The 24,520-nt window shown below is 71.3% G+C and carries 21 protein-coding genes and 1 pseudogene; 11 read left to right on the top strand and 11 right to left on the bottom strand.

Annotation, left to right across the window (positions count from 1 at the left end):
- The 4 genes from kdpF to OG715_RS31675 all read right to left on the bottom strand — a co-directional run bounded on the left by kdpF (position 1) and on the right by OG715_RS31675 (position 2,534).
- Positions 1–90 carry a K(+)-transporting ATPase subunit F gene (gene kdpF / locus OG715_RS31685; RefSeq protein ID WP_037779658.1) on the bottom strand — a complete coding sequence of 30 codons (90 nt, stop codon included), beginning with the start codon at positions 88–90 and terminating at the stop codon, positions 1–3.
- A gap of 529 nt (positions 91–619) precedes the next feature.
- Entirely contained in the window at positions 620–697 is a 78-nt protein-coding gene (locus OG715_RS42505) for a 50S ribosomal protein bL37 (protein WP_407661139.1), read from the bottom strand.
- A gap of 28 nt (positions 698–725) precedes the next feature.
- Positions 726–1,547: an SDR family NAD(P)-dependent oxidoreductase gene (locus tag OG715_RS31680; RefSeq protein ID WP_266273877.1), complete on the bottom strand. Its 822-nt coding sequence runs from the start codon at positions 1,545–1,547 to the stop codon at positions 726–728.
- A 405-nt stretch (positions 1,548–1,952) separates the two neighbouring features.
- The gene (locus OG715_RS31675) at positions 1,953–2,534 is read right to left on the bottom strand and encodes a universal stress protein (protein WP_266273878.1); all 582 of its coding nucleotides are present in this window, start codon (positions 2,532–2,534) and stop codon (positions 1,953–1,955) included.
- Positions 2,535–2,809: 275 nt separating this feature from the next.
- Between OG715_RS31675 and OG715_RS31670 the strand changes: the two genes are divergently transcribed.
- The 3 genes from OG715_RS31670 (at position 2,810) to OG715_RS31660 (ending at position 6,755) form a co-directional block, all read left to right on the top strand.
- On the top strand, positions 2,810–3,589 hold the full coding sequence (locus OG715_RS31670) for a GNAT family N-acetyltransferase (protein ID WP_266273879.1): 780 nt from the start codon (positions 2,810–2,812) through the stop codon (positions 3,587–3,589).
- Positions 3,590–3,787: 198 nt separating this feature from the next.
- Positions 3,788–6,004 carry a potassium-transporting ATPase subunit KdpB gene (gene kdpB, locus OG715_RS31665; RefSeq protein ID WP_266273880.1) on the top strand — a complete coding sequence of 739 codons (2,217 nt, stop codon included), beginning with the start codon at positions 3,788–3,790 and terminating at the stop codon, positions 6,002–6,004.
- Between the two features lie 214 nt (positions 6,005–6,218).
- Positions 6,219–6,755, top strand: a complete 537-nt coding sequence (locus OG715_RS31660; RefSeq protein WP_266273881.1) for a universal stress protein — start codon at positions 6,219–6,221, stop codon at positions 6,753–6,755.
- Positions 6,756–6,784: 29 nt separating this feature from the next.
- Here the strand turns inward: OG715_RS31660 and OG715_RS31655 are convergent, their stop codons facing one another.
- A complete protein-coding gene (locus OG715_RS31655; RefSeq protein WP_266273882.1) occupies positions 6,785–9,202 on the bottom strand; it encodes a sensor histidine kinase in 2,418 nt (805 codons plus the stop codon).
- 406 nt (positions 9,203–9,608) lie between these two features.
- Between OG715_RS31655 and OG715_RS31650 the strand changes: the two genes are divergently transcribed.
- Entirely contained in the window at positions 9,609–11,567 is a 1,959-nt protein-coding gene (locus OG715_RS31650) for an RICIN domain-containing protein (protein WP_266273883.1), read from the top strand.
- 107 nt (positions 11,568–11,674) lie between these two features.
- Here OG715_RS31650 and OG715_RS31645 read toward each other — a convergent pair.
- Positions 11,675–12,222, bottom strand: a pseudogene (locus tag OG715_RS31645) (histidine kinase); the annotation flags it as partial.
- A gap of 69 nt (positions 12,223–12,291) precedes the next feature.
- A complete protein-coding gene (locus OG715_RS31640; protein ID WP_266273884.1) occupies positions 12,292–14,175 on the bottom strand; it encodes an APC family permease in 1,884 nt (627 codons plus the stop codon).
- 590 nt (positions 14,176–14,765) lie between these two features.
- Between OG715_RS31640 and OG715_RS31635 the strand changes: the two genes are divergently transcribed.
- The 6 genes from OG715_RS31635 (at position 14,766) to OG715_RS31610 (ending at position 21,909) form a co-directional block, all read left to right on the top strand.
- Positions 14,766–15,215: a hypothetical protein gene (locus OG715_RS31635; RefSeq protein ID WP_266273885.1), complete on the top strand. Its 450-nt coding sequence runs from the start codon at positions 14,766–14,768 to the stop codon at positions 15,213–15,215.
- 334 nt (positions 15,216–15,549) lie between these two features.
- On the top strand, positions 15,550–15,912 hold the full coding sequence (locus tag OG715_RS31630) for a hypothetical protein (protein ID WP_266273886.1): 363 nt from the start codon (positions 15,550–15,552) through the stop codon (positions 15,910–15,912).
- A 98-nt stretch (positions 15,913–16,010) separates the two neighbouring features.
- Positions 16,011–17,441: a tyrosine-type recombinase/integrase gene (locus tag OG715_RS31625; RefSeq protein WP_266273887.1), complete on the top strand. Its 1,431-nt coding sequence runs from the start codon at positions 16,011–16,013 to the stop codon at positions 17,439–17,441.
- Positions 17,442–17,542: 101 nt separating this feature from the next.
- The gene (gene istA / locus OG715_RS31620; protein ID WP_266273888.1) at positions 17,543–19,078 is read left to right on the top strand and encodes an IS21 family transposase; all 1,536 of its coding nucleotides are present in this window, start codon (positions 17,543–17,545) and stop codon (positions 19,076–19,078) included.
- Positions 19,075–19,866, top strand: a complete 792-nt coding sequence (gene istB / locus OG715_RS31615) for an IS21-like element helper ATPase IstB (protein ID WP_033817948.1) — start codon at positions 19,075–19,077, stop codon at positions 19,864–19,866. The genes istA and istB overlap by 4 nt, the downstream gene beginning before the upstream one ends.
- Positions 19,867–20,754: 888 nt before the next feature.
- On the top strand, positions 20,755–21,909 hold the full coding sequence (locus tag OG715_RS31610) for a site-specific integrase (RefSeq protein WP_266273889.1): 1,155 nt from the start codon (positions 20,755–20,757) through the stop codon (positions 21,907–21,909).
- 58 nt (positions 21,910–21,967) lie between these two features.
- Here the strand turns inward: OG715_RS31610 and trxA are convergent, their stop codons facing one another.
- The 4 genes from trxA to OG715_RS31590 all read right to left on the bottom strand — a co-directional run bounded on the left by trxA (position 21,968) and on the right by OG715_RS31590 (position 24,029).
- Positions 21,968–22,294, bottom strand: coding sequence for a thioredoxin (gene trxA, locus OG715_RS31605; RefSeq protein ID WP_266273890.1), 327 nt, complete (start codon positions 22,292–22,294; stop codon positions 21,968–21,970).
- Positions 22,295–22,368: 74 nt separating this feature from the next.
- Positions 22,369–23,382 (bottom strand): thioredoxin-disulfide reductase, encoded by a 1,014-nt coding sequence (trxB, locus tag OG715_RS31600; RefSeq protein WP_266273891.1) that lies wholly within the window; start codon positions 23,380–23,382, stop codon positions 22,369–22,371.
- A gap of 7 nt (positions 23,383–23,389) precedes the next feature.
- Positions 23,390–23,821 (bottom strand): arsenate reductase ArsC, encoded by a 432-nt coding sequence (locus tag OG715_RS31595; protein ID WP_266273892.1) that lies wholly within the window; start codon positions 23,819–23,821, stop codon positions 23,390–23,392.
- Positions 23,822–23,870: 49 nt separating this feature from the next.
- On the bottom strand, positions 23,871–24,029 hold the full coding sequence (locus OG715_RS31590; protein WP_266273893.1) for a hypothetical protein: 159 nt from the start codon (positions 24,027–24,029) through the stop codon (positions 23,871–23,873).
- A gap of 147 nt (positions 24,030–24,176) precedes the next feature.
- On the opposite strand from OG715_RS31590, the gene OG715_RS31585 reads away from it, so the two are divergent.
- Complete coding sequence (locus tag OG715_RS31585) at positions 24,177–24,488, top strand: ArsR/SmtB family transcription factor (protein WP_266273894.1); 312 nt, start codon at positions 24,177–24,179, stop codon at positions 24,486–24,488.
- Positions 24,489–24,520 lie beyond the last annotated feature (32 nt).

Here is a 24,520-nt window from a genome sequence, read left to right as displayed (position 1 = left end):
TCAGAACTTCTCCGGGTAGATCAGCGCGAGAACGAGATAGCCGACGAGGGCGACGGCGACGATGAGACCTGCGACGTTCTCGGCGCTCACAGCTTCTCCACCCCCCGCGCGATCAGGGCGATGACGCCGAACACGGCGACCGTGACGACGACGTAGATGAGATCGGACATGGACTCCACCAGAGCGGCTACGAGGATGCCGCGGGCCGCCCGGATCGGGCTGCCCTCAGCACCGGGGGAAGACCGGCTGGAGCAGCCAACCAGCCGGTGGGGGTGCGCAACGGTTCCCTGATGACCTCCATACGGGTGATTCGGAAACATTGACGCGGCCTTGATATCCGCGTCATGCCCCGGAACCACGGGTTGTCCTGAACATTTCGCCGGGCCCGGACAGCGGCGCTGTCCGGGCCCGGCGAATGTCCCACGATCGTGCGGCCGACCGAATCACCGGCCGCTGCTCACGACGCTCCCTACGCGGACACCAGGAGCCTTGACGGCATTTGACGGCCGTGGGCATGCAGCGGCCCCCGAGGCCGCCCGTCCGCACAATCGGGCAGGCCCCGGGGGCCGCTGTGGTTCCACCCGGTGCCGGTGGCACGCGGCACCGGGTGAGTCATGGGCTACCGGCCGCCGGGCTTGCGGCCGTGGTTGGCCTTCTTCTTCCGCCGGGCCTTCTTCTTGCGGGCGCGCTTGGACATGTCGTTCTCTCTTCGCGGTGGGGGTGGTTCAGGCGGCCTTGGCGACCAGCTGGTCCGCGAGCTTGGCGAGGCGCTTCTGCGAGCGCTCCTCCTGCACGACGGCGGCCGTCGGGGCGAGCTCGCCGCCGTCGTAGTACTCGCCGTTGATCAGCGTCGTGGTGGGCAGGCAGAGCCGGACCACGGCCGCCGCACCCTCGGCAGCCGGTGCGCCGACCCGCCCGTACAGCGGGAGCAGCGCGGTGTCGCACAGGCCGGGGTTGAGGCTGACGGCGGTGATGCCGGAGCCGGCCGGGGCCATGTCGGCGGTGGCCATGGTCAGGGCGAGCTGGGACTGGGCGTAGGCGGCGACGCGGGAGTACTTCTTCACGCGGTGCGGGTCGGTCCAGTTCATGGAGGCGGTGCGGTGGAGGGAGGAGGAGACGTTGACGATCCGGGCGTCGCCGGCGGCGGAGAGCGGGGCGCGCAGGAGTTTGGCGAGCAGGTGGGCGGCGAGGAAGTTGACCTGGAGCGAGACCTCGTTGCCGTCGTCGGTGAGGGTGCAGCGCTCGGGGGCCATCGCGGCGGCGTTGTTGACCAGCAGGTCCAGTGCCGGGTAGTGCTTCACGACCGAACCGGCGAGCACGGCGACCTCCGAGAGACGGGTGAAGTCGGCTGCCAGCTCGACCAGTCGGTCCCGTCGGGCGCCGGCGGCGACCAGCCGTTCGACGGCGTCCTCGGCCTCGGCGGTGGTGCGGGCGTGCACCAGCACGGTGGCCCCGAGCCCGGCGAGCAGGCGGGCGCTCTCCCAGCCGATGCCGGAGGAGGCGCCGGTGACGAGAACGGTACGAGCGGACAGAACAGCGTCGGACATGACCCATCCAAGGGTGGCGGGCACCGCCGGGGTGCCGGCGGGCGTGACGGGTCACGCCCCCGGGGGCCGGCGGTGCGGAGAAGGTGGAACGGCAGGAGAACGCGTCCGCCTCCCCGCGCAGGAGGGCGGGGAGGCGGACGTCCTTGAGCGGCACACGCCGGAGGCCGAGCGGGGAGGCAGGGACCTACCGGACGGTGGCGACCGCGACAGCGACAACCAGTGGCCGCGGATGCGGCGGGCGGTCGTGATGGCGTGTCGAGCGGTTCATGTCCACCATCCAACGCGACCCCGCCGCTCCCCGGCAAGCCCCGCCCGCCGCCCTGACGCAGCCCTGACGACTCCCTGACGGGCCCTTGGCGCCCGGTCCGATCAGCAGCCTGGCCGACAGGCCGCAGGAAGGTCGGGTCAGGCCGACTGCCTCCGCGCAGGGGGCTGACCCTTCGCCCGGAGCAGCTCGGGCGTCGTGTCGAGCGGCAGGTGCCAGTGGTTGCGCCGGTGCAGCGTCTCCAGGTCCTGCTGGAGCTCCGGCACCGGCACGGCGAGGACCGCGCAGCCGGCCTTCCGGGTGCAGTATGCGGTCACCGACGGCCGCAGCCGGCGGCGCAGCGGGCCGCCGCTGCGCCCGACCACGAGCAGGTCGTCGGGGCGGTCGGCGATGTGCACCAGTGCGGGCCCGGTCTCGCCGCGGACCACCAGCGGCCGTATCGGCACACCGGGGTCGACGGCGGCGAAGGCCGTGTCCAGGGCGTCGCGCAGGCGCTGGTCGGCGTCGTCCCGGACGACCGCGAGCAGCGGCGGACACGGGGAGCGGCGGTAGCCGAACTCACCGCCGGGCGGCTCCCAGGCGAGGACGGGGAGGAGTTCTGCTCCCGTGCGGCGGGCCTCGGCGACCGCGCGGTGCAGGGCGGCCAGGCTGCCCAGGGAGCCGCTGACGCCGACCACCACACGGCCCCGGGGCCGCTCGTCGTTCAGGTGGCTGCCGTTCATGTCCCGTTCCTCACTCCGCCGTGGTTCACTCGTTCGTCCTCGGCTGTCTCCAGCCGCTTCCAGCCAAGCCGCGCGAGCGGCCGGGCCGACCGGTCTTGACGGGTTTCTGACGGGGCCGTCCATGATCCGAACGCGGTCTTGACGTGTGCCGAGGCCGGCCGAGCCGGGTCTCCCGCCAAGGCTGTGTCAGCGCGGTGGCGATCACCGTCAGACTTCCGTCAACGACCGGCCGCCGGGGCCCTGCGGTACGCGGTACTGGGCGGGTGCCCGCTTCCGTGACCGCCCCCGTCGCCGCCCTGCCGTCCACCGACTGGTTCACCCCCGAGCGTCCGGGGGCCACCGTTCTCGCCAGCCATGTCGACCGGAGCGGTCACGGCGGCTGGTGGGCGGACGATCCGGGCGCGGTCGGAGCGCTGCTGGTGCACTGCGGGCCGGAGCGGCTGCTGCGCGGCGACCCGGCCCGGCTCGACCCCGCCGTCCTCGCCGGGTTCGGGCGCGGCCAGTTCCATACCCCGGACCGTTTCCTCCCGCTGCTGGGCCGTACCTTCACCCACATCACCCCGTGGGTGCGCGTGGTGTACGTCGAGCGGGAGCGCCCGCGTCCGGTGTCGCCGCACATCGCCGGCTGGGTCCGCCCGCTCGGCCCCGACGACCGGGGCCGGCTCGACCGCTTCGCGCTGCGCGGCGGCGGTGCGGCCCGGAGCGGCGAACCCCACTGGACCGCCGGCACCTGGGGCGGCCACCGTGGGATCGCGGCGAGCGGGTTCTCCTGGGGCGCCTTCGTCGGCCCGTACCTGGCGTCGCTCGCCTGCGGGTACCTCGTCGGCCGGGACCATCTGGAGATCGCCGTCGCGACCGATCCCGCCTTCCGCCGACTCGACCTGGCGCTGGCGTGCGTCCGGTCGGCCGTCGTCGCCGCTCACGCTCGCGGCCTCACGCCGACCTGGTGCGCCCCGGAGAGCAACCTCGCCAGCCGGGCCCTCGCGGAAGCGGCCGGCTTCCGCGCGGTAGGACGCGAGGTCGTCTACTGGGTGGGCCCGACCAGGTCCTGGTGATCGGCCCGGCACCTCCCTGCCGACAGGGCATCAGGTCGCCGCGTCAGGGTCGTGTCAAGGACACCGCGCCGCACGCCAAGCGGACGTCAAGACGCGCATGGCGTGCGGAGGTCCGGTGCTTCGCTGTGCGGCGTCCCCCGTCCCCGTCGATGGCTGCTCCGCTCCCCCGGGGCTGCTCCGGAAGGTCCCAGAACACCGATGCGCCGCTCGGCTCTCACCCCACCGGACACCACCACCGACCAGGCAGGGCCCCGGCCCGACCGGCCCGACTGGTTCCGCCGCCCGAAGGAACCCGTCCCGGAGCCGGCACACCCGCACCAGCACCCGAGCCACCGCCCCGGCCCGGCCCGGCCCGGGCGGCGCCGGCTGATCACCGCCCGCCAGCTCCGGGAGGCCCTGCCCGCCGCCGTGCGCAAGCTGCACCCGCGCACCATGGCGAAGAACCCGGTCATGCTGGTGGTCGAGACCGGATCCGCCCTCACCACCCTCACCGCCGTCCTCCACCCGAACGTCTTCGCCTGGATGATCAGCTTCTGGCTCTGGCTCACCGTGCTGTTCGCCAACCTCGCCGAAGCCGTCGCCGAGAGCCGCGGCAAGGCCCAGGCCGATTCCCTGCGGCGGGCGCAGGCGGGCACCACCGCCCGGCGCCTGCTGCACTGGCGGGTCGGCACCCGCGACCACCGCCACGAGAGCATCCCCGCCGAGGAGTTGCTGCTGCACGACATCGTGCTCGTGGCCGCCGGCGAGGTGGTCCCGCGCGACGGCGAGGTGGTCGAGGGCGTCGCGGCCGTCGACGAGTCGGCGATCACCGGCGAGTCCGCGCCGGTGATCCGGGAGTCCGGCGGCGACCGCACCGCCGTCACCGGCGGCACCCGGGTGCTGTCCGACCACCTGGTGGTCCGGATCACCTCCCGACCCGGGCAGAGCTTCATCGACCGGATGATCGCCCTGGTCGAGGGCGCGAACCGGCAGAAGACACCGAACGAGATCGCGCTCAACATCCTGCTCGCCTCGCTCACCGTCGTCTTCGTCCTGTCCGTGGTCTCGCTCCAGCCGATGGCCATCTACGCCGGGTCCCCGCAGACGACCGTCGTCCTGGTGGCGCTGATGGTCGCGCTCATCCCGACCACCATCGGCGCGCTGCTCTCCGCGATCGGCATCGCCGGCATGGACCGGCTGGTCCAGCGCAACGTGGTCGCGCTCTCCGGCCGGGCCGTCGAGGCGGCCGGCGACGTGGACGTGCTGCTGCTCGACAAGACCGGCACCATCACCCACGGCAACCGGCGCGCCACCGCCCTGCACCCGCTGCCCGGCGCCACCGCCGCACAGCTCGCCGAGGCCGCCCAGCTCGCCTCGCTCGCCGACGAAACACCCGAGGGACGTTCGGTCGTCGAACTGACGACCCGTCAGTACTGGGTGCCGCCGCGTGCCGAGGGCGAACTGGGCGAGCGCACCGACGTCCCGTTCACCGCGCGCAGCCGGATGAGCGGCGTCGACCTCGCCTGGCCCGACGGCACCGCCTGCCTGATCCGCAAGGGCGCGGCGACCGCCGTGGCACGCTGGGTGGTGAGCTCCGGCGGGCGGCTGCCGATGGAGGCGAAGCCGCTGGTCGACCGGATCGCGGGCGAGGGCGGCACCCCGCTGCTGGTGGCCGTCCACGACCGGCACGGCGCCCGCGCGCTCGGGGTCGTCGAGCTGAAGGACGTGGTCAAGGAGGGCATCGCCGAACGGTTCGCCGAACTGCGGCGGATGGGCATCAGGACCGTCATGGTCACCGGCGACAACCCGCTCACCGCCCGGGCGATCGCGGCGGAGGCGGGCGTGGACGACTTCCTCGCCGAGGCCACCCCCGAGGACAAGCTCGCCTGTCTGCGCAAGGAGCAGGCGGCCGGGAACATGGTCGCGATGACGGGCGACGGCACCAACGACGCCCCCGCCCTCGCCCAGGCCGACGTCGGGGTCGCGATGAACACCGGCACCCCGGCCGCCAAGGAGGCCGGCAACATGGTCGACCTCGACTCCGACCCCACCAAGCTGATCGAGATCATCCGGATCGGCAAGCAGCTGCTCATCACCCGCGGCGCGCTCACCACCTTCTCGATCACCAACGACGTCGCCAAGTTCTTCGCGATCATCCCCGCGATGTTCGCCGGCACCTACCCCGGCCTGCGGCACCTCAACATCATGGGCCTGCACAGCCCCCAGTCCGCGATCACCTCGGCGATCGTCTTCAACGCCCTGATCATCGTCGCCCTGATCCCGCTGGCCCTGCGCGGCGTCCGCTACCAGCCCGCCGACGCCACCGACCTGCTCCGCCGCAACCTGCGCGTCTACGGCCTCGGCGGCCTGATCCTGCCCTTCCTCGGCATCAAGGCCATCGACCTGGTCGTCCAGTTCCTGCCCGGCCTGAACTGAGGTCCTCGACCGGCGCCCCCGGCCCGGGCCCGACAGGGTACTGGGCCGCGGGGCGGGCAACCCCGTCATGGATACGTCAGGAATACGCTTCCCGCCGTCATGGTGCCGTCAGCGGCCGGCCCGGGAAGGCTCCCGGAGGCGTTCCATGAACGAAGGTTCCCTGGACTCGGCGAACCACCGGGCTTCACGCGATTCGAGGCGGAGGCGACCAGCCATGACCGGCACCAGCAGAGTGATCGTCGGACTCAACGGCTCCCTGGGCAGCCTCGCGGCGCTCTACCGCGCCGTGGCCGAGGCGGCCCGGCGGGAGGCCGTCCTCGTGCCTGTCGCCGCCTGGTCGCCCGCGGACGGCGACCGGCGGGGACCGCGCCCGCTGTCCGAGCTGGAACGCGCCGCCCGCAGGCGCATCGACACCGCCTTCGAGCAGGCCTTCGGCGGCTACACGGCCGACCTCGTGATCCACCCGCTGACGATCCGGGGCCAGGCCGGGGCCGCCCTGGTCTCCGCCGTCACCGGACCCGACGACCGGCTCGTGATCGGCACCGGCCGGCACGGCCGTCTCGACCGGCTGCTGCACGGCTCCGTCCTGGGCCACTGCCGCGCGCACGCGCCCTGCCCGGTCATCGCCGTCTCCGCCTCCGAGCTGCTGGAACGGCTGGAGTTCAGCGCCCGCGTCGGAGCCCCGCTCCCCCTCGCGGTGGGACAGCACCGCGCCGCACACCCCGTTCCCCCGGCCGTCGGCCTGCACTGACCGTCGCCCGCGCGCCCGGCCGTGGCCGACTACGCGGCACGGCCGAGAGCGATCACGAAGGACGTCCCGCCTCCGGATGCCTCGTCCACGGTCAGCTCACCGTTCATCGCCTCGACGAACCCCACGGCGACCGCCGGCGCCACTCCGGCGCCGCCGCCGGTCCGCCCGACGACCCTGATGCCGACCCGCCCGGCCACCACACCGGCATCGACCGTCACCGCGTCCGGCCCCTCCGCCGCCCGCGCAGCGGCCAGGACATCGGCGAGCGCGCGCTCCAGCAAGCCGGGATCGGCCAGCACCCGCGGCAGCCCGTCCACCGCGCCGATCCGGACCGGTGGCACGGTCGGCCCCTCGGGCAGCCCGGCGACGGCCGCCCGGACGACCTCCCCGACCACGGTCGGCCGCAGCACCACCGGCGTCACCCCGGCCCGCAGCCGACTCAGGTCCAGCAGGTTCGCCAGCAACCGCTCCATCCGCGCCGCCTCTGCCCCGATCCGGTCGGCCGCCGCACCGGCCGGACCGTCCCCGGCCGCGAGGTCGGCGGCCGAACGGCGAACGGCCGCCAACGGATCACGCAGATCCCGGCCCACGGCCTCCAGCAGCGCCGTGTGCAGGGCATCGGCGTCCGCCAGGTCGTCGGTCGCGGAGGCACGGGCCACCAACCGCTCCCGCTCCAAGGCCAGCCGCAGCTGGGCGACGTACGGGCCCAGCAGCCGAGTGTCCTCCCCGCTCAGCGACCGGCCGCACAGAAGGAGCACCGCACCACCGCCCAGGTCCACGGCGTACGACGCCTCCTCAGGGTTCGGCACGGCCGCCCCGGACGCGGCCAGCGGCTGCCGGAACTCCTCCTCGCGCCACACCACCGCCGCGCCGTCCTGCCCGAACACCTGCCGCAGCTCCGCCACCAGCTCGGACAACGTCCAGGCCCCGGCGTCCACCGTCCCGCCCGCAAGCCGGGCCAGCACCGCCGCCTCCGCCCGGGCCCGGTCGGCCTGCTGGGAGCGCCGCGCCAGGCCGTCGATCAGATGGGCGACGATACCCGCGACGGCCAGGAACACCATCAGCGCAGCAACGTCCGCCCCCCGCTCCACCACCGGACTGTGCCAGGGCCGGGTGAAGAAGAAGTCGGCGGCGAGCGCCCCCGCCGCGGTGCTGCCGGCCGCCGGCAGCAGACCGCCCAGCCGGGCCGTCCCGGCCACGGGCAACAACAGGCAGAGCAGCACCCCCGACAGCCCCAGCGAGTCGCGCAACGGTGAGAGTGCCCAGGCCAGCGCGACCGTACCGGCCGGCCCGAGCAGCCAGGCCGCCCGGCGCCGTCGCGCGGACACCGGCGCGGGCCGGCGCCTGCGCGGTCCGGGCGGAACGACCAGTAGCCCCGCTTCGGGCGGCGGCAGGACGTGCACGTCGATCGGCCCGGCCGACCGGATCACCCGGTTGATCACGGACCCCGACAGCAGCTCGCGCAGCCGTGAGCGACCGGTCGGTCCGAGCAGGATCTGGGTCGCGCTCTCGGTCCGCGCGAAATCCACCAGGGTCCGGGCCACGTCCGCGCCGCCGACCTCGACGTAGGTGCCCCGCAGCTCCCGCAGCAGCTCACGCTGGGCCGCCAGCTCCGGTGGCGCGGCCCGGGCGGTGCCGTCGTCCGGCCGGACGTGCACGCCGATCAGGTCACCGTGCACCCGGGTCGCGATCCGGGCGCCCCGCCGGACCAGGTGCTCGCCCTGCGGCGCGCCGTCCAGCGCGACCACGATCCGCTCCTTGGTCTCCCACGGCGCCCGGATGCCGTGCCGGGCCCGGTAGTCGGCCAGCTCCTCCTCCACGCGGTCGGCCAGCCAGAGGAGCGCCAGCTCCCGCAGCGCGCCCAGGTTGCCGGCCCGGAAGTAGTGGTCCAGTGCGACGTCGATCCGGTCCGGCGCGTAGATCTCACCCTGCGCCATCCGGGTGCGCAGCGCCTGCGGGCTCAGGTCCACCAGTTCGATCCGGTCGGCGGCGCGCACCACCTCGTCCGGGATCCGCTCCCGCTGGGCGACACCGGTGATCTGCTCGACGACGTCGCTGAGGCTCTCCAGGTGCTGGATGTTGAGCGTCGTCGCCACATCGATCCCCGCCGCCAGCAGCTCCTGGACATCCTGCCAGCGCTTGGCGTTCCGACTGCCGGGCACATTGCTGTGCGCCAGCTCGTCCACCAGCGCGAGCGCCGGCCGACGCGCCAGCAGACCGTCCAGGTCCAGCTCGCTCAGCTCGATGCCGCGGTACCGCACCGGGCGGCGGGGCAGTACCGGCAGGTCCCCCAGCTGCTCCTCGGTGCCGCGCCGGCCGTAGGTCTCGGCGAGGCCCACCACGACGTCCAGCCCCTCGCCCCGCAGCCGCCGGCCCTCGGCGAGCATGGCGTACGTCTTCCCGACCCCCGGCGCCGCCCCCAGGAAGACCCGCAGCCTGCCTGTCACGTCCCGCTCGCCACCTCCGTCAGATCCATGCTGCTCCTGCTCGGGCGTGCTGTCGCGCAACGTTGGCCCAACTGCCGCGCCGTCGCACTGCACCCGTTCCCCGGCAGCACCGTCGAGCAGCTCGCCGAGGGCGCCCGGCTCGCCTCCCTCGCCGACGGGACCCCCGAGGGGTGCTCCGTCGTCGAGCTGACCAACCGCCGGTACTGGACTCAACGGGTGGTTGAGCAGTCTCGCGTCCAGCCGGCCCTCGATTCCGCCGGACCAGGGCGATGCACGAAAGGGCAGACCTCTCGACCCTGCCGTATGGATGCCGCCAGGAACCGCGGGCCGCTGAATTCCGGGACCTACGATCCGTCCCTGTCGAGAAGAAATACTCTTCCGAGTCGAGCAGAAGGACGATCCTGACGTGGAAATCCTGTCCCGCCTGAAACGCGCCGTCGTCTGTGGGACCGCCGCGGTCGCGGTGGTATCCGGCCTCACGGTCCAGGCCCAGGCCGCGCCGGCTGCCCCCGTGGACAAGACCTGCGGAACCCCGGCCGTGCCGGGCGGCGGCAACTGCATGAGCTCGCTGATCAGCTCCACCTTCGACATGATCAAACTCATGCACAGCGCCGCCAACGCCAACAAGCTGGACAACGCGGAGTTCACGCAGAGAACCGCGGCGCAGCTGAGCCAGAAGTTTCCCGGGTTCAATGTCCTGGTGTTCAAGACCGTGGGCACCGACCTGTACGACACCGAATGGTTCACGAACGAGCACAAGGCCGACATGAAGGGGGTGCTGATCGACACCACCTACAAGCTGAACCATTTCATGGACAAGGAGAAGAAGGAGCCCTCCGGCTACGACAAGTTCCGGATCTGGGTGTTCCAGGGCGAGTCGACCTTCCGCAACCGGGGCGACGGCGGCTACATGAACTGGGCGTTCGTCGGCAACGACGGCGACAGCGTCAAGAAGGAGCCGTGGACCTGCCGGTCGGGCACCGCGCGGCCCTACAAGTGCGACGGCGACGTGCGCACCCTGCACTTCCCCGCCCGCTCCGGCTACGGCAGCAGGACCGGCAGCCTGACCCCCGACAGCGCCCCCGGCAACCACGCCTGCCTGGACGTGAGCGGCAACGGCAGCGCGAACGGCACCCCCGTGCAGATGTGGGAGTGCAACGGCGGCGACGCCCAGAAGTGGACCTACAACGGCTACAAGCTCCGGGCCGCCAACGGCAAGTGCCTCGACCTGGCGGACAACAGGGCCGCCAACGGGAACAAGCTCCAGGTCTGGGACTGTCTGGAGATCCCCGGCCAGCGCTGGAACATGTCAGCCAGCGGAGGCTTTCGGCACATGACGGACCAGGACGACCGGTCCAAGGACGTCTGCATCGACGACTACAGCGGCCGCACCGCCAACGGCAGCTCCGTGGTGGCCTGGGCCTGCGGTTCCGACAGCAACCGCGACGCGCCCAACCAGAACTGGGCCTGGGGCGGCACCCCGCCGACCACCAACCCCACCACGCCCGGTAACGGCGCCGATGTGACCCTGAAGCTGGACAACGGGCTCGGCGCCGTCCCGCTCAACGGCTCCGCCGGCGCCGCCGTGGTCCCCGGGATCCGGGGCGGCAACGAGTCCAAGTGGAAGCTCACCCCGGTGGGTGGCGGCCGTTACCGGATCACCAGCTCCTACGGCCTCGACCTCACCGAGAGCGGCGGCTACATGGCGGAGCTCCAGCCGTGGAGCAACTCCTCGAAGCAGAAGTGGGAGCTGTTCGGCGTCGGCAACGGCCGGTACCAGATCCGGATCTCCGACGACGACTGCCTCGCCCACGACGCCGACTTCAAGCAGCTCGGCGTGTGGACGTGCAAGCGCGGCTGGCAGCAGGAGTGGGTCCTGGAGTCCAAGTCCGGCGGGATCACGCCCGGCGAACCGGGCACGCCGACCGACCCGAAGGACCCGAAGCCCCCGACGGGCGGCGGGGCGAGTGTCCCGACCGAGCGGCCGCTGTTCCTGAAGCTCTCCAACGGCCTGGGCGCCACCGCCCCCAACGAGACCGCGAGCTGGGGCGCGCCGGTCCTGGGCGGGCTCCTCGGCTACAAGGGGTCCACCTGGACGATCAAGCCGCTCGGCGGGGACCGCTACCGGATCGTCAACGACCTCGGGTACAACCTCACCGAGAACCCCGAGACCTACGTGGCCGAGCAGCAGGCCTGGGGCAACACCTCCAACCAGAAGTGGCAGTTCGTCAGCCTCGGTAACGGCAAGTACCGGATCCAGATCGACGACGACAACTGCCTCACCCACGACTCCGACCACAAGCAGCTCGGGGTGTGGACCTGCGAGGGCGGCTGGAAGCAGGAGTGGTCCTTCCAGCTCCACTGACCGTAGCCGCCAGACCGGCATGAGGCCGAGGACACCCGATCCTCATGCGGGCCAGAGCCACGCCGAAGGGCGCCAGCCGCTCGGCTGGCGCCCCAGGTGCCGGCCCCGTAGACGTCGCTCTGCGCAATCCGGGCTCGCAGTGCCTGCGGACTGAGGTCCACCAACTCGATCCGGTCGGCCGCGCGCATCCCCTCGTCCGGGATCTGCTCGCGCTGGGCGACACCGGCGACCTGCTCGACGACGTCGTTCAGGCTCTCCACGTGCTGGATGTTCAGCGTCGTCGCCACGTCGATCCCCGCGTCCAGCAGCTCCTGCACGTCCTGCCAGCGCTTCGCGTGACGGCGGCCGGGGGGCGTTGGTGTGCGCCGGGGCGAGCGCGGGGCGGCGGCCGCGCACCGCGTCCGTGTCCGGCTCGGTCAGCTCGATCCCCCGGTAGTGCATCGTGCGGCGCGGCAGCACCGGCAGGTCTGCCAGCTGCCCCTCGGTGCCCCGACGGTCGTACGTCTCGACGAACCCGACCACCACGTCCACCCGCCGGCCCGCGGGCGGCGCCCCTCGGCAAGCATGGCGTACGTCTTCCCGGCCCCGGCGTCGCCCCAGAATAGACCCGCAGCTTCCCCAGCACGTCCCGCTCGCCGCCTCTGTCACCGTCCATGCTGCCCGGCTCGGATCCGGTGTCCCGGGGCGGCCCGGGAGACCGTGGTGGTCTCCGGCTCCCGCGCGCTCAGCCGACGTGGACGCGGGGGCGGCGGTTGCGGTCCGGTTCCGCCTCGCGCAGCACCTCGCGGGTGACCGGCGCGACCTCGCCCTGTCCGAACAGGAAGAACCGCAGGAACTGGGCGAACGGGTTGCCCTCGGTCCACTCGAAGTAGATGTGCGGCTGCTGCCCCGTCCGGTCCCGGACCTGGATCAGCAGCGCCGCCAACGCGTTCGGCACACTGGAGCTCTCAAGCGAGAGCACCCGGTAGCGGTCGTGCATCACCTCACCGCGGACGGTGAGCACCGCCTCGAACTCCGAGGGGTCGAGCACGGTGACCTCGACGAAGACCAGGTCGTCCTCGGCCGGGATGTCGTTGTCCGCCCGGATCTGCCGCTTCTTCTCCTGATACTCGGCGAGGTCACGGTTGTCCGGCTCGTTGGCGATCAGCCGCAGCGGGCGGTGGGCGCAGTCGCGGATGAACCGCTCGGCGGCCTCGTCGAACACGACGTCCGTCACGCGGAGTTCGAAGGCCCGCTTGAGCCGGGAGAGCAGCGAGACCAGGACGATGGCGGCGATGAAGCAGGCGCCGATCTTCACCCCGTCCGGCCGCTCGGCGATGTTGACCGCCGTGGTGTAGAGGAAGACTGCTGCGATCACCGCGAAGCCGATGGTCCAGTTGCGCTGCCGGGCCTTGCGGGCGGCGATGGTGACGGCGATCGCGGCCGAGGAGATCAGCACCAGCACGCCGGTGGCGTACGCGCCGCCCTGGGCATCGACGCTCGCGTCGAAGATCCACGTCACCAGGAAGGCGATCAGGGTCAGCACGATGACCATCGGCCGCACCGCCCGCGCCCAGTGCGGCGCCATGCCGTAACGCGGCAGGTAACGGGGCATCAGGTTGAGCATGCCCGCCATCGCCGATGCGCCGGCGAACCAGAGGATGAGGATCGTCGAGAGGTCGTAGACGCTGCCGAAGGTATTGCCCAGGTACTCGTGCGCCAGGTACGCGAGGGCGCGTCCGTTGGCCGCGCCGCCCTTCTCGAAGGCCGCCTTCGGGATCAGGAGGGTGGTGATGAAGCTGGTGGTGATGAGGAAGACGCTCATGATCAGCGCCGCCGTGGTCAGCAGCTTCCTGGCGCCGCGGATCCGGCCCGTCGGCCGCTCCTCGGTGTCCTCCGGGCCACCCTCGATGTGCGGCATCACCGCGACGCCGGTCTCGAAGCCGGACAGACCCAGCGCCAACTTGGGAAACGTGATCAGCGCGACGCCGATCATCGCGACCACGTTGCCGTGCTCGGCGGTCAGCGCGTCCTGCCAGTCGCTGACCAGGTGCGGCGCCTGCAGGACCTCCCAGAGCCCGGTGGCGACGACGACCACGTTCAGTGCGAGGTAGATCGCGACCAGCACCACGGCCAGGCCGATCGCCTCGCCGAACCCCTTGAGGAAGACGGCGCCGAGCAGAGCCACCAGAACGAGCGTGATCAGCACCTGTTTGCCGCTCAGTGCGCTCTGCAGGTGCGGGTTCTCCACCAGGTGCGCGGTGGCGTCGGCCGCCGACAGTGTGATGGTGATCATGAAGTCGGTGGCGGCGAAGCCAAGCAGCGCGAGGACGAACAGCTTGCCCTTCCAGAACGACAGCAGCCGCTCCAGCATCGCGATCGAACCCTCGCCGTGCGGCGACTCCCCCGCCACCCGCCGGTACACCGGCAGCGCGCCGAACAGCGTGACCGCCACCAGCACGATTGTCGCCACCGGGGACAGCAGACCGGCCGCCAGCGCCGCGATACCCGGCTGGTAGCCGAGCGTCGAGAAGTAGTCCAGACCGGTCAGGCACATCACCCGCCACCAGCGGGCGCCCTTGTGCTCGACGGGCGCCTGCGCGTGCGGCCCCGGATGCTGCTTGGCCATGTCGGCCAAGCCCTCCAGCAACCACGCACGGAAGCGCTGCCGTCCCGACAGTGCGGCCCCCGGACCGGCTGAACCCGACAAAGCCACGCCGCACCCCTGTCACAGACCCGAACCGCCTCGCCGTCGGGCCGACGGCAGGGCGACAGGGTATGCGACTCGGATGATCAGACCGCGGAACGCCGGAGCGATGTCACCGCAACGGCGGAGCACCCCCTCCAACAACACGGCTGCTGCGGGTGCATGGCGGACCGATCACGCGCACCGCAGCGGCCCAACCCGGCACCGACGCCGCAGCAACCACGCACGGGTCGGCGACCACCGACCACCCCTGACGCTTCCTTGATTGCGCCAGTGCGGCTGCTGACGTCACCCTGACGCCGTAGCGGGACGCAGACGGACGAACGCACAGCGCGGCGGATCAGCCGCCCCGTTTCTCGATGGCCGCCTCGCCGCCAGAGCAGACTGTACGGACCAAATGCCGTTCCAGCTCGACGGATCCGCGACAACCGGACCATCGGGCATCTGACGGTCGGCCAGAATAGCCGGGTGCCACGAGGCACGCAGTCAGTGGTGGAACCGGAGGAAAGCCCATGACGCGGTACTGCGTCGACCCCGACCGACGTGAACTGATCGCCACCTGGGGTACCGGCCAGGGCGACCTCGCCACCCGCATCGCCATCCCGCCCGCGGATACCGAAACCTCCGCGCTCCTGAGTCTGGCCCGATCCCTCGGCCAGCTGTCGGACGCTGCGTGGCGCACCTACACCCACCCCGCGAGCGCCGCCGGCTCCCTGCAGCCCAACAGCGAGGGCCGGCGCCGCGAGCGGGAGCGCGGTCACTTCGGCGAGGTCGTCGACGCCATCGCCAAGCCGAACCTGCCCAGTGGCGGCTCGATGGTCGTCTCCTACAGCCCCCTGATCGAATCCGCGAACCGCGTCGGCCGCGCCCTCCACGAGCTCGCCGACCCTGCTCTCACGGAGGCCGTGCTCGCCGAGGCCGCCACCGAGCTCGCGGCCCGTCGAAAGCGCCGAACTCGGTGACCTCGCCGGACGCGCGCAGCAGGCCGTCCTGCTGAGCCGGGAGGACGCCTCCCCCGTCCAGGCCGCCGCCGACCGCCTCCTGGAGCAGAACCCGATCGGGTCGGCGGAGCTCTTCTCCGCCGTCGACCCGACCGCGGCCGCCGTCGCCGCAGCCCACTGGCTGGCCGCCGCGGCCGAGGTCACCGCAGAGGCCTCCGGAGACGACCCTGCCCGGGTCGTCCTGGAGGCCGACAATATCGAGGCACTCCCCCATGAGACCTCCACCCTCGTCCTCGGCCTCATCGAGGACGGTGCCACCCCGTACGACGTCGTCACCGGCCTCGTCCGCCACGCCATGCACGTCGCCGACGGTCTCCTCCCCGACCCCGCCGGCCTGCGCGAACAACTCGAGAACCTCGAGGACGCCCTCACCGAGTACACCGACGACGAGGAGGCCGACCCGGAGGACACCGGCCTGCGCCTCACCCCCCTCGATCCCCGGCGCCCGGCCCGCGACCTCCTCGAAGACCTCCTCACCGGCATCCACGGCTGCTGGCTCCTCCACAGCGAGTACGACGAACTCGACACGGACGAAGACCTCGGCGACGCCCAGGACTGGGACGACGAACAGGCCGAGGAACACCAGCGACGCAGCCGGGACCGCTTCGCCCAACTCGTCCGCGACACCGCAGCCGCGAACCGCGACCGCCTCGTCTGACCGAGCCCTGGGCGGCAGCACACTCGGCGCAGCCCAGCGAGCGACCGTTCTCCCTTTGCCGCTGGTCAAGGGAGAACCGCAGGTCAGCCAGTACTTTCGTGGCCAGGTGGTCGCACGGCGGTCGCCTGGCGGGCGCACACTGGAAGGCAGAGACCCGCGCGCTCGACCCTTCGAGGCGATCACCATGCGCTGCTCACCCCACCCCCACGTTCGACCGAGGGCGCGTCTACCGGCGCTGCGGCTGCCGCGACGACCACCGCCACCAACTCGGCACCACCTGCCCCCGCCTTACCGCCGACCCGCACCACGGCACCTGGGCATTCGCCGTCGACACCCCGCCCGTCGACGGCCACCGCCACACCGTCCGCCGCGCCGGCTTCCCCGACGAACTTCAGGCCCACATCGCACTGCGGCGCTTCAACGAGGGCCTGGCCCTGTGCGTCATCGCCGACCCCAGGCAGCGCACCGCCGACTACCTGCGGGACTGGCTGAGCGAGGCGGAGCTGCGCCTCAAGCCCACCACCATGGCCCGCTACCGTGCCTACGTCGAACAGGACCTGGTCCCCGCCCTCGGCACCGTCCCCCTGATCGACCTCACCCGCGAGCACCTGCGCGCCTTCGTCACCGCCCAACTGCGCAAGGGCCGCGGCAGGGTCACCGTCCACCGGATCATGGCCACTATCTCCAGCGCCCTCAGCAGCGCCGTCACCGACGGCCGACTCGCCCGCAACCCCGCCAAACCCCCGCTCCTCCCCCGCCCCGCCTCCGCCCCCAGACGCCTGTGGACCGAGGAGCAGACCGCCCGCTTCCTGCGCTTCACCCACGTCACCGACCCCCTCTACGCCGACCTCGCCGAACTCATGATCGGCTCCGGCATCCGCAAGGGCGAAGCACTCGCCCTGCACTGGGACGACGTGCACCTGCCCGAACGGGTCTTCTTCGTTCGCGCCACCCTCTCCGTGATCGACAACAACCGGCTCCTGCTCACCGCCCCCAAGACCAGAACCAGCAAGGCCTGGGTTGCCCTGTCCGACCGCGTCGTCGACACCCTCGAAGACCGGGCCGCTCCACGGGCCTTCGGCGAAACCACCCCCGCCGGCGGCTACGTCTTCCACCGCCACGGCCGCCCCCTGCACCCCAAGAACGTCCTCGACCACTTCCACCTGCTCTGCGACAAAGCAGGCGTCCCCCGCATCGCCCTCCACGACCTGCGCCACCTCATGACCAGCTTCGCCCTGGCCGCCGGAGTCCCCCCGCCCGTCATCTCCAAGACCCTGCGCCACCGCACCCTGTCAACCAGCGCGAACATCTACGCCGACCTCACCCGACTCGCCGCCCGCGCGGCCGTCGACGCCGTAGCCTGGACCCTCGACAACGCAGACCGCTCCCTGCTCGGACGCACCGTCTGCCGCGCCCGGCGCCCCTGGCACCAGCACCCACGCCCCCACCGGCAACTGCCCGCCTATCAGCAGGCCCGAACAGAAGAACCACCGGCACCATTGACAGCGGTCGTGACAAGCTCCCCATAGGCGGCCATATAGGGCCCCACTGATGGCCAGGGGTTTCCCCGTGGACGGCCAGATATCTCCCCGCTCGCCCCACCCCTCCCCGGTCGGCGACGCTCGACCGGGTGAAGAACAGCAGGGAGATCATGGAAATCCTGGAGGCCTACGACCTCACGGGCAGTTACCGCTCGGCCGCTGAGCTGGCCGGATGCGACCACCACACGGTCGCCCGGTATGTGAAGATGCGCGCGGCCGGCCTGCAGCCCGACCAGCGCCGACACCGCGACCGGGCGATCGACGCCTTCCTGCCCAAGATCGAGGAGCTCGTGGTCCGCTCCGGCGGCAGGATCCGCGCCGACGTGGTCCACAAGCGGATCTCCGCGATGGGCTTCACTGGCGGCGAACGTACCACCCGCCGCACCGTCGCCGAGGCAAAGGCCCAGTTCAGGGCCGGGCAGCGGCGAATCTACCGACCCTGGATAACCGAGCCGGCGCTCTGGCTGCAGTGGGACTGGGGCGAGGGTCCGACCATCGGCGGGCGGCGGACCTCGCTGTGGTGCGCGTGGCTGGCCTGGTCCCGCTTCCGGGTCGTGATCCCGGTCTGGGACAAGACCCTGCCCACGATCACCGCCTGCCTCGATGCCACCTTGCGCAGGATCGGCGGAGTGCCCGCCTACGCGCTGACCGACAACGAGAAGACGGTCAGTACCGACCACATCGCCGGGATCGCGGTCCGCAACCCGGAGATCGTCGAGGTCGCCCGGCACTACGGCATGACCATCCGCACCTGCCTGCCAGCCGACCCGGAGACGAAGGGCGGCAGCGAGGCGACCGTGCGGATCGCCAAGGCGGACCTGGTTCCCAAGGACGTCAACCTCCTTGAGGAATACCGAAGTTTCGCCGTGTTGGAGGCGGCTTGCCGCAGCTTCTGCGAAGAGGTCAACAACCGCGTCCACCGAGAGACCCGCCGCCGCCCGGTCGAGATGCTCGCCGAGGAACAGCAACGGCTGCACCCGCTGCCCAAGCAGCCCTTCACCGTCGCGTTCGGCACCACCCGCCGGGTCAACTGGGACGCGACGATCTCGGTGGAGGCGGTGCGCTACTCGGTCCCGCACCCGCTGATCGACACCCGGGTCTGGGCCCGGTTCCACGGCGACGAGCTCATCGTCACCGCCGTCCAGGCCGACGGAACCGCGTCCGAAGTGGCCCGCCACCAGCGCGGCACCCCGGGCAGCCCGGTCATCGACGAGGCCCACTACCCCGAGCGCGAGAACAAGGAGGGCGACCGCACTCCGCGCGCCACCAGCGCCGAGGAGGCCGCGTTCTTGATGCTCGGACCAGGAGCCGCCGCCTGGCTGGTCGAGGCGGCAACCGCCGGAACCCGCAGGGTCAAGGCCAAGATGGCCGAAGCCGTCTCGCTGTCCAAGCTCTTCCCCGCCGCCCAAGTCGACCGGGCCCTGGGCACCGCCGCGGTCACCGGCCGCTTCGCTGAGAAAGACCTGCTGTCGATCCTCGACTACCAGGCCAGACACGGCATCCCCGAACCCACCCGCGCGAGCGAGGCCCACAGCCTGCAGCCGGGCACCTCCGCCTGGGCCCGCTTCGGCACCACCACCAGCAGCGACGCGACCGACGACGACGAACAGGACGACTTTCGATGACGACCCCGCTCCGCAGCGTCCCTGGCTCGGCCGGCGATCCCCTGAACGAGGCGATCGCGCTGACCCGGCGCTTGAAGCTGCCTCACATCCGTCGCGCGCTGGGCGACTTGATCCCCACCGCGAAGGCCCAGCGTTGGGACCCGGCCGAGGTCGTGCGTGTCCTGCTGGCCGAGGAGGCCGCCGGCCGCGACCGCGCCAACCTGCACACACGCCGCAAGCGGGCCGGGTTCCCCGCCGGGAAGACGTTCGGCGACTGGGACGAGACGGCATCCTCCATACCCCGCGCCACCCAGGACGCCCTCAAGACCCTGGAATGGGTCAGGCGCCGGGAGAGCCTTTGCGTCTGCGGACCGTCCGGCACGGGAAAGTCGCACTTCACCGAGGCGCTCGGGCAGGCCGCGGTCGAGGCCGGAATGACCGTTGCCTGGTTCACCATCGAGGACCTCGGCGCCCTGGTCCGCCGCCACCGCGCGGACGACTCCATCGCCCGAGCCCTGGCCCGGGTCATCCGATCCGACTTGATCATCGTCGATGACATTGGCCTGCTGCCGGTCAGCCCCGACGCGGCCGAGGGCTTCTACCGGCTGGTCGATGCCGCCTACGAACGCCGCGCGCTCGCGGTCAGCAGCAACCTGCACCCCTCGGGATTCGACGAGATCATGCCGAAGACCCTGGCCACGGCCACCGTCGACCGGCTCATGCACCACGCTCACATCGTGGTCACCCAGGGTGACAGCTTCCGCCTCACCCAGGCCACCTCCGGTCAGGGCGTCAAGCCCTTCAGCTGAGCATCACACCACCCAGGGCGGGGAGGTATCTGGCCGCCGTTGGGGAGAACCCGCAGGCCACCAGTGGGGAGAACTCCTGGCCGCCTACGGGGAGAACTTCAAGACCGTTGACACACCATGGCCGATGTGGCCCGGCGACCACCGTGCGACCACCAGCTGACGTAGAAACAGAAAGAGACGGCACCTGGTCTCCCAAGCACCGTCCCTCACAACCGACTTCACAGTCGGGACGACATGATTTGAACCTGCGACCCCTTGACCCCCAGTCAGGCGGTTCAACTATTGTCGGCAGCCGGGGCTCTGATGCCTCGGCCTTTTTGTTACTCAACCATCTTGGGGAACAAGTGAGTTGGAACTCCTCGACGGAATCGTTGGCACAGAGATCTGACAGTTGCTCAGCGTCTACTTCGTGCACAAGTGTCCGTTTCGGACCATCGGCGCCCATAGGCGCTCATCAGGTGTGGTCCCAAAGCGGTCCCCAGGCCTACCGCCCCGCCACAGCTACTGCCTGTGATCGAGACCTGTCGACCCTTCAGCAAGCGGCGTCACGCCTGCCCGACCGCACCTGCATTGATGCCGTCAGCCGGCTCACGGAGCTGGCTCCTGCGGGCAGATCATGGTCGCTTACCCACCGGTTGCGGATGGTGATCTTCCGGACGGTGTGTCGTCTTGAGCGTGTCGTCGCCGTGTGGTTCTGACGTGCCTCGCGCACCCTCCCGCACGCGCTGCCACCACGCCCGACGAGGCGGCGAATCTTGGTCCCAGGACCACCCGGACCGAGAGAAGGAGAAGCTCATGGGACAGCGTGCGCAGCGTGGTCGGGTCTATCGGCGGTGTGGTTGCAAGGGCGGGCACGGGAAGCAGTTGGGTCCGTGGTGTGTGCGGTTGTTGGAGGAGGCGGGTAACGGGTCGTGGACGTACTGCGTCGACCTGGCCCCGGAGGAGGGCAAGCGCCATACGCATCGTGGGGGCGGCTTCGCGACGCGGGCGGAGGCGGTGCGGGAGATGAAGGCGGTGCTGGATGGTGAGCTTCGCGGGGTCTACGAGGACCGGCGGACCACCGTTGCGAGCTTCCTGCGGGAGTGGCTGGCGGCGAAGAAGGAGGTGCTCGCGCCGAACACCTACGCCGGCTACGAGGACTGCGTCGAGCGTGACCTGATCCCCGCCTTCGGCCACTACCGGCTCCCCGACCTGCGCCCCAAGCAGATCGACGCCTGGGTGAGTGCCCAGCAGCAGGCCGGCCGCGGCCGGGTCACGATCTACCGGGTCGTCTCCACGCTGCGCAGCGCGCTGAACCACGCGGTGCGCTCGTGGCGGCTTCGCTACAACCCGGCCAAGCACTCCGTCCCGCCCAAGCCGCGAGCCGCCGAGCGTGTCTGCTGGACCCCGGACGAGGCGGCGGCGTTCCTGCGCCACAATGCGGAGCACTATGCCGACCGGCTGACCGACCTGTTCGAGGTCATGCTCGGCACCGGCATGCGCCGCGGCGAGATCCTCGCCCTGCACTGGTCCGACGTCCACCCCATGGACCGAAAGCTCTACGTCCGCTGGACCCTCGCCGCCGTCAACAACGGGAAGATCCACCTCCGCGAGCCCAAGACCGAGGCCAGCCGCGCCTGGATCAGCCTCTCCCCCAGAGTCATGGCAGCCCTCCACCGCCAGGCCGCCCACCAAAAGGCCGCCCACCCCGACGGCCGGCTTGAAGGCCTCGTCTTCGCCCGCCCCGACGGCCTGCCCCTACGCCCGCAATGGGTCCTCGACCAGCTCCGCAAGCGCACCGCCGAGCTCGACCTACCCAGGATCGGGTTGCACGACCTGCGCCTCCCCGCGGCCAGCATCATGATCGCCGAAAACATCCCCGTTGCCGTCGTCTCCAAGACCCTGCGCCACTCCACCATCGCCACCACGATCAACCTCTACGGTCACCTCCTCAAGGACTCCGCAGACCAGGCCGTGCTCGCCTTGGCCCAGGCTCTCGACCGGGCCGCCGCCAGGCGGAGTCCGGTCCTGGGGCCTGGCGAGGTCCTCCGGCGGGCGGCGTAACACGCGTCGAACGGCTTCGGTACTGCGGACGACGACACCTTCGCCGGATCACCGAGGCCTACAGGTAGTCGGCGAGTTCGGCGAGCAGGGCGGCCTTTGGCCTGGCGCCGGTGATGGTCTTCACAATCTGACCGTCCTGGAAGAGGTGCAGGGTGGGCAGGGACAGCACGTTGTACTGCACGGCGGTCTCGGGGTTGGCGTCGGCGTCGAGCTTGGCGATGGTGATCTTGTCGCTGTGCTCGGCGGCGATCTGCTCCAGGACGGGCGCGATCTGTCGGCACGGTCCGCACCAGTCGGCCCAGAAGTCGACCAGGACCGGATTGCTGCTCCGCAGGACGTCGGCGGCGAAGGTCTCGTCGGTGACGGTGATGGTGGCGCCTGCCACAGTGGCTCCGGCTTCGAGAGGGCCCGGGTGGTGGTCCACCCGGGCCGTGCTGAGGGATGTTGGTGCCGGGTCGGTCAGCCGACCGGCACAGGTTCCGAAGTGTCCTCGTCGAGGTCGTCGCTGCGGACATCCGCGAGGGCGGCGAGGTAGCGCTCGGCGTCGAGCGCGGCCGAGCAGCCGGAGCCGGCGGCGGTGATGGCCTGGCGGTAGGTGTGGTCGACGACATCGCCCGCACCGAAGACGCCGGGCAGGTTGGTGCGGGTCGACGGCGAGTCGACCTTGAGGTACCCGGCGTCGTCCAGGTCCAGCTGACCGGCGAACAGTTCGGTGCGCGGGTCGTGGCCGATCGCGATGAACAGGCCGGAGGCGGCCAGGTCGCGTTCCTCGCCGGTGACGGTGTCGCGCAGGGTGACACCGGAGACCAGCTTCTCGCCGTGGATGGCGGTGATCTCGCTGTTCCACGCGAAGGTGATCTTCGGGTCGGTGAACGCCCGGTTCTGCATCGCCTTCGACGCGCGCAGACCGTCGCGGCGATGGACGACGGTCACCGAGTTGGCGAACCGGGTGAGGAAGGTGGCCTCTTCAAGGGCGGTGTCGCCGCCGCCGACCACGATGACGTCCTTGCCGCGGAAGAAGAAGCCGTCGCAGGTCGCGCACCAGGAGACGCCGCGGCCGGAGAGCTCGTCCTCGCGCGGAATGCCGAGCTTGCGGTAGCCGGAGCCGGTGGCCACGATCACCGCCTTCGCGCGGTGGACGGTGCCGGCGGAGTCGGTGAGGAGCTTGATGTCGCCGGTGAGGTCGACCTCGATGATGTCGTCGTCGACCATCTCGGCGCCGAACTTCTCGGCCTGGGCCCGCATGCTGGTCATCAGGTCGGGGCCGTCGACGCCGTTCGGGAAACCGGGAAAGTTCTCCACCCCGGTGGTCGTGGTGAGCGAGCCCCCGACGAAGATCGAGCTGCCGAACAGCAGCGGCTTGAGCTGGGCCCGGGCGGTGTAGAGGGCGGCGGTGTATCCGGCGGGGCCGGAGCCGATGATGACGACCTCGCGGACGTCGCTGTCGCCGGTGATCGATGCGTTCGCGCTCATGAAGGGCTCAGCTCTCCTTGCCCTGGACGGCCTTGGCGTCGATCTCGGCGATCAGGTTCTCGATGAGGCCCTTGATCTCGTCGCGGATCGGACGGACGGCCTCGACGCCCTGGCCGGCCGGGTCGTCCAGCTTCCAGTCGAGGTACTTCTTGCCGGGGAAGTACGGGCAGGCGTCGCCGCAGCCCATGGTGATCACGTAGTCGGACGCCTGGACGGCCTCGGAGGTCAGCACCTTCGGCTTCTGGTCCGAGATGTCGATTCCCAGCTCGGCCATCGCGGCCACGGCCGAGGGGTTGATCCGGTCGCCCGGGACGGAGCCGGCGGAACGGACCTCGACGCGGTCGCCGGCGAGGTGGCGCAGGAAGCCCGCGGCCATCTGCGAACGGCCGGCATTGTGGATGCAGACGAACAGCACGGAGGCGATCGGCGCGGTGGTCATGGTGAGGTGTCCTTCGGTTGTGCGGTGCCCGCTGTGGGACGGGTGGGGGTTACTTCGGCTGGTCGGTGAGTTCGGCGAGGAGACGGTAGGAATCGTCCAGCAGCCGCTGGACGGCCTCCGGCGCGAAAGCGCCGTCGTAGCGCAGGGCCAGGCGGGCGGCACCCGCCGAGAGTCTCGGGTCCGGCACCGACGGCGGGGATTCGGTCATCAGGGGTTCCAGCCCTTCAGGGGATGGGGGCACCGCCCGGCCGAAGGCTGGGGGAGGGTCATGAGGCGAAGTCGCGCAGGTGTCCCCGGTGGCGGCCGGGAGGAGGGGGCTCGCTTCGGGGCCCCGACACGGGTAACGTATCAGCCCATGGTGACATCAGTCGACAGTGACGTCTTGAAGGCTCTGGCCGATCCCCTCCGGATGCAGATCATCGCGCTCCTCGCCGAGGAGGCGCTGTGCACGACGCATCTGGTCAAGGAGACCGGTGCCCGGCAGACCAACCTGTCGAACCACCTGAAGATCCTGCGCGAGGCCGGGCTGGTCGACACCGAGCCCTGCGGGCGCTTCACGTACTACAAGCTCCGCGCCGAGGCCCTGGAAGCCGTCGCCGGGGAGTTCGCCGGGCTGGCCGCCACCGCCCGCGAAGCCGCCGCGGTCAACCGCAAGCGGTCCTGCTGAACCGTCCAGCCCCATCCCGGCGGCCCCACTCC

Source organism: Kitasatospora purpeofusca (assembly GCF_036010405.1).
GTDB classification, from domain to species: Bacteria; Actinomycetota; Actinomycetes; order Streptomycetales; family Streptomycetaceae; genus Kitasatospora; species Kitasatospora purpeofusca.
Note: the sequence above shows the minus strand (reverse complement) of the source record. Positions and strands in the feature narration are given on the sequence as shown.

What these genes read in the sequence shown, in the direction of transcription:
- OG715_RS31630 (WP_266273886.1), top strand. Translation starts at nt 15,550, where the DNA reads ATGCACGTCGCCGACGGTCTCCTCCCCGACCCCGCCGGCCTGCGCGAA.
- OG715_RS31675 (WP_266273878.1), bottom strand. Translation starts at nt 2,534, where the DNA reads ATGAACGGCAGCCACCTGAACGACGAGCGGCCCCGGGGCCGTGTGGTG.
- OG715_RS31660 (WP_266273881.1), top strand. Translation starts at nt 6,219, where the DNA reads ATGACCGGCACCAGCAGAGTGATCGTCGGACTCAACGGCTCCCTGGGC.
- istB (WP_033817948.1), top strand. Translation starts at nt 19,075, where the DNA reads ATGACGACCCCGCTCCGCAGCGTCCCTGGCTCGGCCGGCGATCCCCTG.
- OG715_RS31635 (WP_266273885.1), top strand. Translation starts at nt 14,766, where the DNA reads ATGACGCGGTACTGCGTCGACCCCGACCGACGTGAACTGATCGCCACC.
- OG715_RS31640 (WP_266273884.1), bottom strand. Translation starts at nt 14,175, where the DNA reads ATGGCCAAGCAGCATCCGGGGCCGCACGCGCAGGCGCCCGTCGAGCAC.
- OG715_RS31590 (WP_266273893.1), bottom strand. Translation starts at nt 24,029, where the DNA reads ATGACCGAATCCCCGCCGTCGGTGCCGGACCCGAGACTCTCGGCGGGT.
- OG715_RS31595 (WP_266273892.1), bottom strand. Translation starts at nt 23,821, where the DNA reads ATGACCACCGCGCCGATCGCCTCCGTGCTGTTCGTCTGCATCCACAAT.
- OG715_RS42505 (WP_407661139.1), bottom strand. Translation starts at nt 697, where the DNA reads ATGTCCAAGCGCGCCCGCAAGAAGAAGGCCCGGCGGAAGAAGAAGGCC.
- kdpB (WP_266273880.1), top strand. Translation starts at nt 3,788, where the DNA reads ATGCGCCGCTCGGCTCTCACCCCACCGGACACCACCACCGACCAGGCA.
- OG715_RS31585 (WP_266273894.1), top strand. Translation starts at nt 24,177, where the DNA reads ATGGTGACATCAGTCGACAGTGACGTCTTGAAGGCTCTGGCCGATCCC.
- OG715_RS31680 (WP_266273877.1), bottom strand. Translation starts at nt 1,547, where the DNA reads ATGTCCGACGCTGTTCTGTCCGCTCGTACCGTTCTCGTCACCGGCGCC.
- trxB (WP_266273891.1), bottom strand. Translation starts at nt 23,382, where the DNA reads ATGAGCGCGAACGCATCGATCACCGGCGACAGCGACGTCCGCGAGGTC.